10 protein-coding genes are annotated in these 13,814 nt (G+C 60.5%); 8 read left to right on the top strand and 2 right to left on the bottom strand.

Annotation, left to right across the window (positions count from 1 at the left end):
• The first annotated feature begins 23 nt into the window (after positions 1-23).
• The 5 genes from ACQUQP_RS13375 (at position 24) to alaC (ending at position 8,415) form a co-directional block, all read left to right on the top strand.
• Positions 24-2,093, top strand: a complete 2,070-nt coding sequence (locus ACQUQP_RS13375) for a sensor histidine kinase (RefSeq protein ID WP_432695530.1) — start codon at positions 24-26, stop codon at positions 2,091-2,093.
• Entirely contained in the window at positions 2,090-3,490 is a 1,401-nt protein-coding gene (locus ACQUQP_RS13370; protein ID WP_432695529.1) for a sigma-54-dependent transcriptional regulator, read from the top strand. The genes ACQUQP_RS13375 and ACQUQP_RS13370 overlap by 4 nt, the downstream gene beginning before the upstream one ends.
• A gap of 223 nt (positions 3,491-3,713) precedes the next feature.
• Entirely contained in the window at positions 3,714-4,745 is a 1,032-nt protein-coding gene (locus ACQUQP_RS13365) for a TAXI family TRAP transporter solute-binding subunit (RefSeq protein WP_432695528.1), read from the top strand.
• Between the two features lie 99 nt (positions 4,746-4,844).
• Positions 4,845-6,980, top strand: a complete 2,136-nt coding sequence (locus tag ACQUQP_RS13360) for a TRAP transporter permease (RefSeq protein WP_432695527.1) — start codon at positions 4,845-4,847, stop codon at positions 6,978-6,980.
• Positions 6,981-7,182: 202 nt separating this feature from the next.
• Entirely contained in the window at positions 7,183-8,415 is a 1,233-nt protein-coding gene (gene alaC, locus ACQUQP_RS13355) for an alanine transaminase (RefSeq protein WP_432695526.1), read from the top strand.
• A gap of 136 nt (positions 8,416-8,551) precedes the next feature.
• On the opposite strand, the gene ACQUQP_RS13350 is transcribed toward alaC, so the two are convergent.
• Complete coding sequence (locus tag ACQUQP_RS13350; protein ID WP_432695525.1) at positions 8,552-9,310, bottom strand: zinc-dependent peptidase; 759 nt, start codon at positions 9,308-9,310, stop codon at positions 8,552-8,554.
• Positions 9,311-9,510: 200 nt separating this feature from the next.
• On the opposite strand from ACQUQP_RS13350, the gene rapA reads away from it, so the two are divergent.
• The gene (gene rapA / locus ACQUQP_RS13345) at positions 9,511-12,375 is read left to right on the top strand and encodes an RNA polymerase-associated protein RapA (protein WP_432695524.1); all 2,865 of its coding nucleotides are present in this window, start codon (positions 9,511-9,513) and stop codon (positions 12,373-12,375) included.
• A 136-nt stretch (positions 12,376-12,511) separates the two neighbouring features.
• Here rapA and ACQUQP_RS13340 read toward each other — a convergent pair whose 3' ends face one another.
• Positions 12,512-12,718 (bottom strand): hypothetical protein, encoded by a 207-nt coding sequence (locus tag ACQUQP_RS13340; protein ID WP_432695523.1) that lies wholly within the window; start codon positions 12,716-12,718, stop codon positions 12,512-12,514.
• Positions 12,719-12,917: 199 nt separating this feature from the next.
• Here ACQUQP_RS13340 and ACQUQP_RS13335 point away from each other — a divergent pair, with 199 nt between their 5' ends.
• Both ACQUQP_RS13335 and ACQUQP_RS13330 read left to right on the top strand, forming a co-directional pair.
• A complete protein-coding gene (locus ACQUQP_RS13335; RefSeq protein WP_432695522.1) occupies positions 12,918-13,439 on the top strand; it encodes a DUF411 domain-containing protein in 522 nt (173 codons plus the stop codon).
• Entirely contained in the window at positions 13,436-13,798 is a 363-nt protein-coding gene (locus ACQUQP_RS13330) for a copper resistance CopC family protein (RefSeq protein WP_432695521.1), read from the top strand. The genes ACQUQP_RS13335 and ACQUQP_RS13330 overlap by 4 nt, the downstream gene beginning before the upstream one ends.
• The last annotated feature ends 16 nt before the right edge of the window (positions 13,799-13,814 follow it).

The following is a 13,814-nucleotide window of genomic DNA, read 5'->3' as shown; positions in this document are numbered from 1 at the left end:
AACCGTTCGGAGGCTGTCCGTTGTTGTCGTTTCGCCCACTGGTACTGATGGCAGTCTACCTGGTCTGCGTGATGGCGCTGACGCTGGTGGCTGCCTCCTACACCCGCAGCTGGACACTGCAAGGCCTGCATGGCGAGGCATCGGACCGGCTGCTGAGCAATGTCACCCAGCTGCGTACCGCGCTGGACCAGTACCGCTACCTGCCGTTTGTGCTGACACAGAGCCGGGAGGTCCGTACCCTGCTGCGCCATCCAGATGCCGATGTGGGGGGGCCGGTGGACCGTTATCTGGAGCAGATCAACCTGGTGGCCGGATCCAGTGCGCTGCTGGTGCTGGACCTTAGCGGCTGGCCGCGCGCGTCCAGTAACTGGCGCGACCAGCAGCAGCTGCTTTCCAGCTCTCAGGCCGGCAAAGAGTATTTTCAGCAGGCGCTTTCCGGTCACGAAGGGCGCGAATTTGTTCAGGAGGGGACACCCTCTCGCGCTGCGCTTTACCTGTCGGCACCGATCTACGATCAGCAGGATCTGATCGGGGTCGCGGCGATGCGACTGGAGCTGGACAAGCTGCATGAGCAGCTGCCGATCGATTACCCCTTTCTTATTACCGGCATGGATGGCGAACAGCTGTTCAGCATGAATATGCCGATGCAGCTGCCACAGACCAGTGCCGAAGTGCTGGGCGATGGCACCCAGGTGCAGCTGGTGAGCCTGGATAAGACGCTTTACCTGGTGCATAGCGTGCAGCTGGACGATCTCAACTGGCGTGTCAGCGTGCTGGTGGATGCCCGCAGCGCCGGCCAGCAGCAGCGCATCGTCGCCGGCAGCATCGCCGGCGCCGGCTTTGCCCTGGCGCTGCTGATCCTCTATCTGCGTGAAAAGCGTCAGAAGCGCGCCTTGCAGCGTGAGCAGGCACGGGAGCGGGCGCTGAACCAGGAGCGTCAGCGCGATATGATCAGCACAGCCCAGGTGGGCCTGATCAACATCGATGCCCAGGGGATTATTCACTTCATCAACCCGATGGCGAGCCAGCTGTTTGGTGTAACCGCAGAGTCGATGCAGGATCGTGCCTTCAGTACCCTGATCGTGGACGAGGAGTCCGGGGGGCTGTTGCGCGAGACACTGAGTCGTCTCCACCGCACCCAGTCCGAACCGCTGACCAACGTTGAAACCTTTGGCCAAAAAGGCGATGGCAGCCTGTTCCCGATGATGGTGTCGGTGCGTGGCATGGCGCACCACCCGGAGCTCGGTTACCTGGTGACGGTGATCGATATCAGCCGCCGCAAACGGCTGGAACAGGCGCTGCGTGAAGCCAACGAGTCGCTGGAGCACAAGGTGGTCGAGCGTACCCAGGCGCTGGAGGAAACCCAGGCGGAGCTGGTACAGGCGGGCAAGCTGGCGGCTCTCGGGCGCATGTCCGCCCAGGTGGTCCATGAGCTGAACCAGCCGCTGACGGCGATCCGCACCTACCTGGCGATCGGCCGGCGTCAGCTGGACAATCCGCAGATGCAGACGGAGAACTACCGCCAGCTGGAAAGCCTGATCGACCGGATGGCGCTGATCACCGGCCAGTTGAAAACCTTCGCCTATAAAAAGCCGGAGAAACTGGCACCGGTACCGGTGGCGACGTCGATCGACCAGGTGCTCGGTCTGTTTCGTGGCCGCTTTGCCGAGATGAATCTGCAGCTCTGCTACGACCCGCCCGGACCGGAGGTGCAGCTGGCCGGCGATCAGGCACGCTTTGAACAGGTGCTGATCAACCTGGTAAAAAACGCCTGCGACGCCATGCAGAACCAGCAGCCTCCGCATCGTCTGACGCTGTTGGTCCGCGAGGAGAAGGATAAGGTCCTGCTGCGGGTGGAGGACAACGGCCCGGGGATCGACGCTGACCACCGGGAACAGCTGTTCGAGCCATTCTTCACCACCAAGGAGGTGGGCACCGGGCTGGGCCTGGGGCTCGCGATTGTTCACTCCATCGTGCGCGATCTGGGTGGCAGTATCCAGGTGGGCGAGGGGGGCGAAGGTGGGGCCCGTTTCGAGGTGACATTCAAGCGTCTTAACCCACAAACAGAGAAACCAACTGAAGAGGCGATATGAAAGCGGAACTGCCTGCCGATGCGGTGATTCAATGCCGTTGTGTCATGCTGGTCGACGATGAAGCGATGGTGCGCGAGTCCACCGAGCAGTGGCTGACTATGTGCGGTTTTCATGTGGTCTCCTTTGCCTCTGCCAAGGCGGCGCTTGAGCAGTTGACGCCCGCCTGGCCCGGCATTCTACTGACCGATGTGCGTATGCCGGAGATGGATGGTATGGAGTTGATGCAGGCGGCGCGGCAGAAGGCCGAAGGCCTGCCGGTAATTCTGCTCACCGCTCACGGGGACGTGGATATGGCGATCGGCGCGATGCATGACGGCGCTTACGATTTTATCGAGAAACCCTATGTGCCGGACCGCCTGGCGGAGACGATCCAGCGTGCCTGTGAGAAGCGCCGCCTGACGGTGGAAAACCTGCGCCTGCAACAGGACCTGGCCACCCGTTCCGGTCTGGACGCCAAGTTGATCGGTATCTCGCCGGCGATCACCCGGGTGCGTGACGAGATCCTGACCCTGGGGCAGCTGGATACCAACGTGATCATCTACGGTGAAACCGGCACTGGCAAAGAACTGGTAGCCCAGTGTCTGCACAGCTTCAGCAACCGCGCCGACAAGCCGTTTGTGCCGCTTAACTGCGGCGCTATCCCGGAAAATCTGATCGAGAGCGAACTGTTCGGCCATGAGGCCGGCGCTTTTACCGGTGCCAACAAGCGTCGCATCGGCAAGTTCGAGTACGCCAGTGGCGGCACCCTGTTTCTCGATGAGATCGAAAGTATGCCGCACAGCCTGCAGGTGAAGCTGCTGCGCGCGCTGCAGGAGGGCGTGGTCGAGCGGCTCGGCTCAAACAAGCCGATTCCGGTGGACCTGCGGGTGGTGGCCGCCGCCAAGGTGGATCTGCGCGACGAGGAGGGGTTCCGGGAGGACCTGTTTTACCGCCTCTGCGTATCGGAGCTGCACCTGACCCCGCTGCGGGATCGGCTCGATGACGTGCCGCTGCTGTTCGCGCACTACGTGGCGCTGGCAGCTACCGATCATCAGCGCGAGCCGCGTCCACTCAGCGACCACGATATCGATGCACTCCAGTCCTACGCCTGGCCCGGCAACGTGCGGGAACTGAAAAACGTGGCGATCCGTTTCGCTCTGGACCGGCGGGTCAGCGTGGCTGAGCTGCTGTCACGGGGGCAGCCGCCGCTGGCGACCGTTCGTGCCAATCAGCGCGGCTTGCCCCTGGCGGTGCAGGTGGCCGAGTTCGAGGCGCAGGCGATCCGCAACAGCCTGCGAACTCACGGAGGTAATATCAAGGTGGTTATGGATGAGCTGGACCTGCCGCGCCGCACCCTGAACCAGAAAATGCAGCGCTACGGCATCAGCCGCAGCGAGTTTGTGCCGGAGGGGGAGTAAGCGAAATTTTGCCTAGACCCGGGGAAAAACATAGGCGAAATTTTGCTTATACAGTCGGAATAGGAAAGGTGTCTTCATAAAATAAATATATAAAACAAATAGTTAGCATTTAATGCTGCATCTGGCCCACCCCTTGCTATGTTTAGAGGGATTGATATCAGGCGGCGGACACACCCCAATCCGGTCCGTCGTTTGCCAATAACCAAAACAAAAGGATGCAGGCATGAAGATCAATAAGCGCAATTTCCTCAAGGGCATGGGTCTGGCTCTGGCCGTGAGCGTTGCAACCGGCACCAGCGGACTGGCTCAGGCTGCTGAAGAAAACCGCTCTTATATTCTCGCCACCGCTTCAACCGGCGGTACCTTCTACCCGGTCGGTGTTGCCCTGGCGACGCTGGCCAAGGTCAAGCTGGAACCCACTACCGGCCTGGCACTCTCCGCGATCAACTCCGCCGGCTCTGGCGAGAACGTCAAAATGCTGCGCGAGAACGAAGCTCAGTTTGCGATTCTTCAGGGTCTTTACGGTGCCTGGGCCTGGGAAGGTGAAGGTCAGCTGAAAGACGCCGGCAAGCAGGATTATCTGCGCTCCGTTTCCATGCTGTGGCAGAACGTTGAGCAGTTTGTAGTGCGCTCGGACTATGCCGAAACCGGCACCATCAGCGATCTGAAAGGCTTTGAGGGTCGCAAGTTCTCCATCGGCAAGAAAAACTCCGGTACCGAAGGTTCAGGCCGTGAGATTCTCGGCAACCTGGGTATTGATGCAGACAGCTTCAACCTGGCTTACATGGGTTACGGTCCGTCTGCCGATGCCATGCAGAACGGCACCATCGACGGTATGAACATCCCGTCCGGCGTGCCGACCTCCGCGATCACCCGTGCTTATGCGGCCATGGGTTCAGACATTCAGATCCTGAACTTCACCGACGAGCAGATGAAGGAAGCGAACGGCAAGTACGACCTCTGGACCCGTTTCACCATTCCTGAAAACACCTACCCGGGTCAGACCCAGGAGATCAACACCATCGCACAGCCGAACTTCCTGGCGGTACGCGACGATGTCTCCGAAGAGGATGTCTACCAGCTGACCAAAACCATCTATGAGAACCTGACCTTCCTGAACGGTATCCACGCCGCCACCAAGGCGATGGCACTGGAGAAAGCGATTGCCGGGCTGCCGACACCGCTCCACCCGGGTGCTGCCCGTTACTACCGTGAAGTGGGCGTTGAGATCCCCGATCGTCTGATCGCCGAGTAAACCCCAGCCAGGGTTGTGATCCTGAAGTCAGCTCCCGTCCCGTGCATTCAATCGGGCGGGAGCTGTTGGTTGTTCTTATAAGAAATTAGAGGTCGTCTCATGACAGCTACCGATGATCAGCAGACGGAGGAGCGCCTGAAGAGCCTGGAACTGGCTCAGCGCGACGAGAATTCGCTGGTCGGCCGCTTCATTTACTGGGCGGGCGTTGTGTTTGCGCTGGCGCATATCTACTTCAACACTCTGGGCACCATGTCCGAGCTGTGGGTTTCCGCCATTCACTTTGCCGGCTTTGCCCTGATCACCGCGCTGATGGTACCGATGTGTACCCCCAAAAGTGCAGCGTCCGGTAAGCTGGTGCTGGCGATCGATCTGGCTATCGGTCTGGTAGCCGTGGCAACAACGATCTACCTGATGCTTTTCGAGGATGCCCTGTATGACAGGGGCGTTCACTTTATTACCTCCGACTGGATCGTGGCGATTGTGGCGATCGCGATCGGTCTGGAGATGACCCGCCGAACCACCGGCTGGTTTATCCCGTCGATGATCCTGGTGGCGCTGACCTACGTGTTCTGGTGGGGTCAGTACGTGCCCGGCATGTTCCAGTTCCCGGGGCTGTCGCTGGAGACGGTGCTGTTCCGCAGCTACTTCTCGTCAGAGGGGATGTTCGGTGCCATCGCACAGATTTCATGGACCTATGTGTTCATGTTTATTCTTTTTGGCGCCTTCCTGGTCAAGTCCGGTGCCGGTGATTTCATCATCGAACTGTCCCGTTGTGTGGCGGGCCGCATGATCGGTGGCCCGGGCCTGGTGGCCGTATTCGGTTCCGGCCTGATGGGTTCTGTGTCCGGTTCCTCCGTGGCCAACACCGTATCCACCGGTGTTATCACCATCCCGATGATGCGCAAGGCGGGCTTCCCGGCGCGTTTCTCCGCCGGTGTTGAGGCTGCGGCGTCCACCGGTGGTCAGCTGATGCCGCCGGTGATGGGGGCGGGTGCCTTTATCATGGCGTCCTACACCCAGATCCCTTACGTCACCATCATCGCCATCGCCGCACTGCCGGCGCTGCTGTACTTCCTCTCCGTGGCTTTCTACGTGCGCGTGGAAGCCAAGCGCAGCCATACCGAAGCGGTGGAATTGGAGGCGCGCCCGTTTAAAGAGGTGTTCAAGGAAGGCTGGCACTGCCTGTTGCCGCTGGTGGTGCTGGTGGCGCTGCTGATCTATGGCTTCACCCCGACCTACGCTGCCGGTATCTCCATTATCTCGGTAGTGGTGTCCTCCTGGCTGTCGCCGCGCAAGATGGGCGTTCGCGATGTGCTCGACGCACTGGCGCAGGGCTCTAAAAATATGGCGACCACCGCCATGCTGCTGATCGCCGTGGGCATCGTGGTCAACGTGGTGGCGATGACCGGTATCGGCAACACCTTCTCGCTGATGGTGACCGACTGGGCCGGTGGCAGCCTGCTGATCACCATCGTACTGGTGGCGCTGGCGTCCCTGGTGCTGGGCATGGGCCTGCCGGTGACCGCGGCATATATCGTGCTTGCGACCCTGTCTGCACCGGCGCTTTACAACCTGATGGCCGAGCGTGAGCTGATCGATATGATCGCCTCCGGTCAGCTGCCGGAAGCGGCGCGCACCATCTTCATGCTGATAGATCCCAACGCCATGACGGCGCTGGCCCAGCCGATGCCAACCGCGGATGCGGCGGCGCTGGTGGCCCAGGTGCCGGCGGACTTCAAGAGCCAGCTGATGCAGCAGGCACTGGATCCGACCATGTTGTCGATGCTGCTGCTGTCTGCGCACATGATCATCTTCTGGCTGTCACAGGACTCCAACGTGACACCGCCGGTCTGCCTGACCGCCTTCGCCGCGGCAGCGATTGCGCGCACACCGCCGATGGCGACCGGCTTTACCGCCTGGAAGATCTCCAAGGGTCTGTACGTGGTACCGCTGCTGTTTGCCTACACGCCGTTTATCGGCGGTAGCTGGGAGGAGGTGCTGCGCATCTTCCTGTTCGGCATTCTCGGTATGTACGCTTTCGTCGGCTTTATGGAAGGCTACCTGGAGGGCAAGCTCAACATTCTGCTGCGCCTGCTCAGCGGTGCCTGCGCGCTGGGGCTGCTCTGGCCCCACGGCAACCTGATCTATGACCTGATCGCCGCCGCCGCGTTTATTGCGCTGTTTGTCTTCAGTCGTCGCTTCCATACGCCGGTGCCAAAAGCCGCCGCTGCCTGAGGCTTGCTAGAGCACTGATGCTGGGCCGGGGAGAGCTCCGGTCCAGCAATATCTTTTTCTGAGACAGTGTATTCTAGGTCTCAACAGAGAAATTTCTGGTTTAAAGCTCTGTTAACCGATACTCTTCCTGTCGCGTTCGTGAAGTCACGGACGGCGTCGCTCGGACGGTTCCGGGCGCTTACGTTTACAAGCGAGAGTAATCATGACCGATAACACCGGTGTGCAACCTGTACGCCACTTTAACCGTATTGATCGTCTTCCCCCCTACGTTTTTAACATCACCTCCGAACTGAAGATGGCCGCGCGCCGTCGCGGTGAGGATATTATCGACTTCAGCATGGGCAATCCGGATGGCCCCACGCCGCCGCATATTGTCGAAAAGCTCTGCTCGGTAGCCCAGCGTGAAAACACCCACGGTTATTCCACCTCACGCGGTATTCCGCGCCTGAGACGGGCAATCTCCAACTGGTATAGCGACCGTTATGACGTGGAGATCGATCCGGAAGATGAGGCGATCGTCACCATCGGCTCGAAAGAGGGGCTGGCGCACCTGATGCTGGCCACCGTCGATAATGGCGATACCGTGCTGGTGCCTAACCCCAGCTACCCGATCCATATCTACGGCGCAGTAATTGCCGGTGCCCAGGTGCGTTCCGTGCCGCTGGTGCCGGGGGTGGATTTCTTCGTCGAGCTGGAGCGGGCGATCCGCGAGACCATTCCCAAGCCGAAGATGGTGATTCTGGGCTTCCCGTCCAACCCCACGGCCCAGTGCGTGGAGCTGGACTTCTTCGAACGTGTGGTCGCGCTGGCGAAGCAGTACGGCATTATCGTGGTCCACGACCTGGCCTATGCCGATATCGTCTACGATGGCTGGAAAGCACCGTCGATCATGCAGGTGCCGGGCGCCAAGGATGTGGCGGTGGAGTTTTTCACCCTGTCCAAGAGCTACAACATGGCGGGCTGGCGTATCGGCTTTATGGTTGGCAACAAGGAGCTCGTTCACGCCCTGGCGCGGATCAAGAGTTACCACGACTACGGTACCTTCACGCCGCTGCAGGTTGCGGCCATCGCTGCGCTGGAAGGAGATCAGCAGTGTGTGCGCGATATCGCTGAGCAGTATCGCCAGCGCCGCAACACCCTGGCCAAGGGGCTGCACGAGGCGGGCTGGATGGTCGATATTCCCAAGGCGTCGATGTATATCTGGGCGAAAATTCCCGAGCCGTATCGCGAGATGGGGTCGCTGGAGTTCTCCAAGAAACTGCTCGCCGATGCCAAGGTCTGCGTATCACCGGGGATCGGCTTTGGTGATTACGGCGACGATTATGTGCGCTTCGCGCTGATCGAAAACCGCGACCGCATCCGTCAGGCCGTGCGCGGCATCAAGTCGATGTTCCGCAAGGATGGTTTGATCGACGTGCCGACAGACAGTCGTTAAGCCATCGATTCCGGCAGGGCGTTTTTCGTAGGAACGACGCCCCGTCGCGATAACCCGCCGCGGTTATGAATGACCACCGTGCGGGATTCAATCGGCGCGAGGGTGTCATGCCCTTTGGGTGCGCGCCTCCTACCATCTAATTACCTGCCCCGGAATAAAACTCGTCCATCAATCTCGCCACCTGCGGAAACGCCTGCGCCAGAATATCCGGGCGCTCAAAATGGTACTCGCTGGTAACGGCGAAAAACTCAGTGGGTGCGGTGGCCGCGTACGGGTCGATCAGCGTGTCTTCGCCTTTGTCCAGCTGGCGGTTCAGGGTATCGAAAGCCGCGCTAAACTCCCGCGTCCACTCGCTGTTGTCCATCCCCCGGTGCAGCGGCGGGAAGCCGTTGAACGAACCGTTGCGGTTATCCAGTACATGGGCGATCTCGTGGATGACCACGTTATGTCCCCGGTCCATCCATCCCGATTCCAGTACATCGGGCCAGGCCAGCACCAGGGTGCCGTGATCCCAGGCCTCGCCGCTCAGCGCTTCATAGCCTTCGTGGACGATACCGAACTCGTCCGGGGCGTCATGACGCACCAGAAACGGTGCCGGGTAGATAACGATCTCGCGGATCGGCGCAAGCCACTCCATACCCAGTTCCAGTACCGGCAGGCACGCCAGGGTGGCAATTCGTGCGCCCATAGAGGAATCTGGCTCCAGCCCGTCACCACCGAAAAACTGTTTCTCCTGGATAAAGCGCTCGCTGAGCCGGCGCAGTCTGGACTGCTTGTCAGCTGTTAATGCCCTCAGCAGCGGTACAGACTGGAGTGTGGCCAGCCAGAGCTCGTCATCGATCGCATCAACCGGTTCTTCATGACCGGAGAGGATGGCAAAAATTCTGTCAAACACCCGGTGGCTCCGTCGACGTAAATAATCCTCAGTCTAACCGATAATTTCCGCTGGCGAGTGAGTAACAAGTCCCGATCCAGGCACTCACAGTTGCCCTAACTTTGCTAATCTTTTCAGGTCACCGGCAGGGAAGAATTTTGCTCTGAGAACGTCTATCATACGCGCCCCTGTTTTCCCCCACCCAGAACGGAGTTGAGGTTTTGTCCAACGAGCAGTTTGTTCCCGGTCAGCGCTGGATCAGTAATACAGAAGCCGATTTGGGGCTTGGCATAGTCATAGAGTGCGTCAACCGGCGGGTGGAGATCGGTTTCCCGGCGGTCATGGAGCAGCGCACTTACGCCATGGACAACGCGCCGCTGAGCCGGGTGATCTACGAACCGGGTGAGGCCGTCAACAATCACGACGGCGATCAGCTCGAGATCCTGGAGCGGATGGAAAACCGCGGCTGTTTTATCTACCGCTGCACCGACCAGAATGGCGCGGAAGTGATCCTGCCCGAGCCTGATCTGGATAGCGCCGTGCACTTTGCGCGCCCGGAACAGCGCATGCTGGCGGGGCAGATCGACCGTCATGGCCTGTTCAAGCTGCGCGTCCGTACCCTCGAGCACCATCACCGGCTGATGAGCTCGCCGGTCAACGGCCTGCTGGGCGCCCGCGTTCAGTTGCTGCCACACCAGTTCCATATCGCGGTTGAGCTCTCCTCCCGCGAACATCCGCGGGCACTGCTGGCGGACGAGGTCGGCCTGGGTAAAACCATCGAAGCCGGCCTGGTGCTGCACCAGCGCCTGATCAGTGGCCGTGCCAGTCGGGTGCTGGTGGTGGTGCCGGATAACCTGGTGCACCAGTGGCTGGTGGAGCTGCTGCGCCGTTTCAACCTGATGTTTACGCTGCTGGATGAAGCGCGCTGTGAAGCGCTGCTGGAAGACCTGTACGCCGGCAACCCGTTTGAATCGGCCCAGCTGATTCTCTGCCCGCTGTCGCTGCTGACGCACCGGGATGCGCGCCTGAACCAGGCGATGCGGGCTGACTGGGACCTGATGGTCGTAGATGAGGCGCACCACCTGGGCTGGTCACCGGAAGCGGCAAGCCATGGCTATCGTTGCATCGAAGCGCTGTCGCAGAAGGTGCCGGGCGTGCTGCTGCTGACCGCCACCCCGGAGCAGCTGGGACCGGAAGGGCACTTTGCCCGTCTGCGTCTGCTGGACCCCGAGCGTTACCACGACCTGGATGCGTTCAAGGCGGAGAGCGACCGTTTCCATCACCTCAGCCACACCATTGCGCCGTTGCTTGAAGAGAAGGGGCCGGACCTGCTCGCCTCAGACAGCCGGATTCAGCAGGAGGTCGCCGGCTGGCTTGGCGATGAGGCACTGGGTAACTGGCTGGCACTGCCGGGCGAACAGCGTGAGCGGGGCCTGGCTGCGCTGATCTCCCAGCTGGTGGACCGTCACGGTACCGGCCGTGTCCTGTTCCGCAACACCCGTGAAAGCGTCAAGGGCTTCCCCCAGCGCCTGCTCGATGCCGTTCCACTTGAGACACCGGCAATCTACGAAGAGGCTGCGGTCACCGCCTCCCTCGATGAGATGCTGCACCCTGAGAAACTGCTGGGTAGCGATTGGGTCGACGTGGACCCCCGTGTTGAATGGCTGGTGAACTGGCTGCGCGATCACAAGCGCGAAAAGGCACTGGTGATCTGTGCCGATGCGAAAACCGCTGTCGCGCTGGAGGAGTACCTGAACCTGCGCGAGGGTATCCGTACGGCGGCCTTCCACGAGGGCATGTCGCTGATCAACCGTGACCGTGCGGCGGCTTACTTCGCCGACGTGGAACTGGGCGCACAGGTGTTGATCTGCTCCGAGATCGGTTCGGAAGGGCGTAACTTCCAGTTCGCCAGCCACCTGGTGCTGTTTGATCTGCCGCTGAGCCCGGATCTGCTGGAGCAGCGCATCGGTCGTCTGGACCGTATCGGTCAGCGCAACGATGTGGAGATCCACGTGCCTTATTTCCAGGAGAGCGCCGTGAGTGTGCTGCTCGACTGGTATGACAGTGGCCTGGAGGCGTTTACCCGTGTCTGTGCCAGTGGCGAGGCGATCTACCACCAGTTTGCCGAGGATCTGAACACCTGTCTGACCGATCCGTTGAATACCGAGGCGTTGGAACAGCTGATTACCGAAACCCGTGATGCCCGCATCGAACTCGAAAACCGGGTATCGGCGGGGCGTGACCGCCTGCTTGAGCTGGGTAGCTGCGATACTGCCCGTGCCGAGGAGCTGACAGCGGCCGTGGTTGAAGCGGAAGCCGGTGAGGAGTTGCAGGCTTATGCCGAAAAACTGTTCGACCGCTTCGGTGTCGACACCCAGCCGCACGGCGAGGACGGCCTGGTACTGCACATGGGCGAGCATATGCTCTGCCAGCTGCCGGGCCTGGGGGATGAAGGGCTGACACTGACCTTTAACCGCGAGCGTGCGCTATCCCGCGAGGATATCGAGTACATGAGCTGGGAGCATCCGTTGCTGGCCGGTACCATGGAGCTGATCCTGCGTGGCGAGTACGGCAACAATTCTCTGTGCACGCTGAAACTGCCACCATTGCCGGCAGGGACCTTGCTGCTGGAGGCGATCTACCAGCCGAAGACCACCGCACCGCGCAGCTACCAGCTTGAGCGCTATCTGCCGCAGGGGCTGGTGCGGGTGCTGGTCGGCCCCAACGGCCAGAACCTGGCCCAGGCGCTGGGACACGCACCGCTCAACAAACTGGCGGAGACCGTATCCCGCAACGCATCGCAGAATATGGTGCGTCTGGCGCGTGATCAGATCGTCGAGCAGCTCAAGCAGGCGGACACCCATGCCAATAAAGAGCTCCAGCCTCTGATCAATGAAGCGCTCGAAAGAGTGAACGCAGAGCAGGGGGCTGAGGTCCAACGTCTCAAGGCGCTGGCTGAGGTGAATGCAGGCATCCATCCGCAAGAGGTTGAAGCCCTGGAGGCCCGCCGCGACGCGATGGTGTCAGCGCTGTCGAAAGCAGAGTTGAAACTGGATGCCCTGCGGGTATTCCTGGTACGGGAATAAACCTTTGGCGATGCTTCGCTTTGGCGTTTAGACTCGTAAACAAATGCGCAGAGCAGTGATCGATGTGGGAGCAGTAGAGTTGGAGCAATCCGGGGCGTATCAACGCAGGCATCGGCCAGGTTTCTGGCTGGCGCTCTCACTGCTGCTGCTCGCCCAGCTGATATTGGGGCCGCTGGTCCAGACTCCCCATAGCAACCAGATCCCGCATGTTGATGCTGAGCAGCGTTTCAGCGTCGCGCAGATGAGCTGTCATACCGATGACGCAGGCTGTTACCCGGCCGCCATGGACCATCAGGGTGCGGACTGTTGTGACCAGGCGGGACCCAGTGACTGCGCCGATCATTGCTCATCGACCAGCATGGCGATGCTCGCGCCATTGCAACCGGCTGTTGATTCACCGGCACTCGCGCCTTCCCAGGCGAGGGCCTCGCCGGCTTCTCCCTTTGTGACACCTCCCGAACAACCTCCAAGGTTTGGCTGATTCATCCGTAGACCCGGGCGCTGCGGCGTTCCTGCTGTTGTTTATTGTTTGGAGAAATCACATGAAATTGGGAAAAAAATTGGTTTTCGCCGGCCTGATTACCGGTAGCAGTCTGATCCTGGCCGCCTGTTCCGACACTGAGGCGCAGGATGGTGCAGGCAGTACCCAGGCCACCGCTGCCGGTCCGGTGGCGCTGGATGTATACAAGAGCCCAACCTGTGGCTGTTGTGAAAGCTGGATTGAACACGCCGATACCCACGGCTTTACGTCGAATATTCATCATCCCGAGAACCTTAATGGGGTCAAGGATGAGCTGGGGATTGCGCCGCGATTCCGCTCCTGTCACACCGCTGTGACGGAGGAAGGTTACGCCTTCGAGGGGCATGTGCCGGCCAAGCTTGTACAGCGTTTTCTCGATAACCCGCCTGAAGGCGCGCTGGGTCTGGCGGTACCGGGCATGCCGGCGGGAAGCCCGGGCATGGAGTATGGCGACCGTTTCGATCCCTATCCGGTTGTCCTGCTCTACGAAGATGGTCGGTTCGAGTTGTATGAAGAGATCAATGAACAGGAGATGCAGTATTGAAACCCTTGCTTAAATCGCTGTTTCCGGCGCTTTTCCTGACACTGGCGGCGCTTGTTGCGGCGCCGGTTTCGGCGCACAGCATGCTGGCCAAGTCGCAGCCCGCCGATGGTGCTCTGATGCAGGAGAAGGTCGACGAACTGGTGCTGGAGTTCGGCCAACCGGTACGCCTTCTGCGGGTGGATTTGACCAAGGCCGAGGGCGCGCCGATCGATATCGACTTCATCCCCTCCATCGGTCCCGGCACCACCTTTGATGTGGCGGTGCCTGAGCTGGCACCGGGTGACTACAAGGTGCACTGGATGCTGATGGGCGAGGATGGTCACAAGGTTACCGGCAGCTTCGGCTTTAGCCAGCGCTGATCTAACCCCTGACTCA

Source organism: Marinobacterium sp. YM272 (genome assembly GCF_050908845.1).
Classification (GTDB): Bacteria; Pseudomonadota; Gammaproteobacteria; order Pseudomonadales; family Balneatricaceae; genus Marinobacterium_D.
Note: the sequence above shows the minus strand (reverse complement) of the source record. Positions and strands in the feature narration are given on the sequence as shown.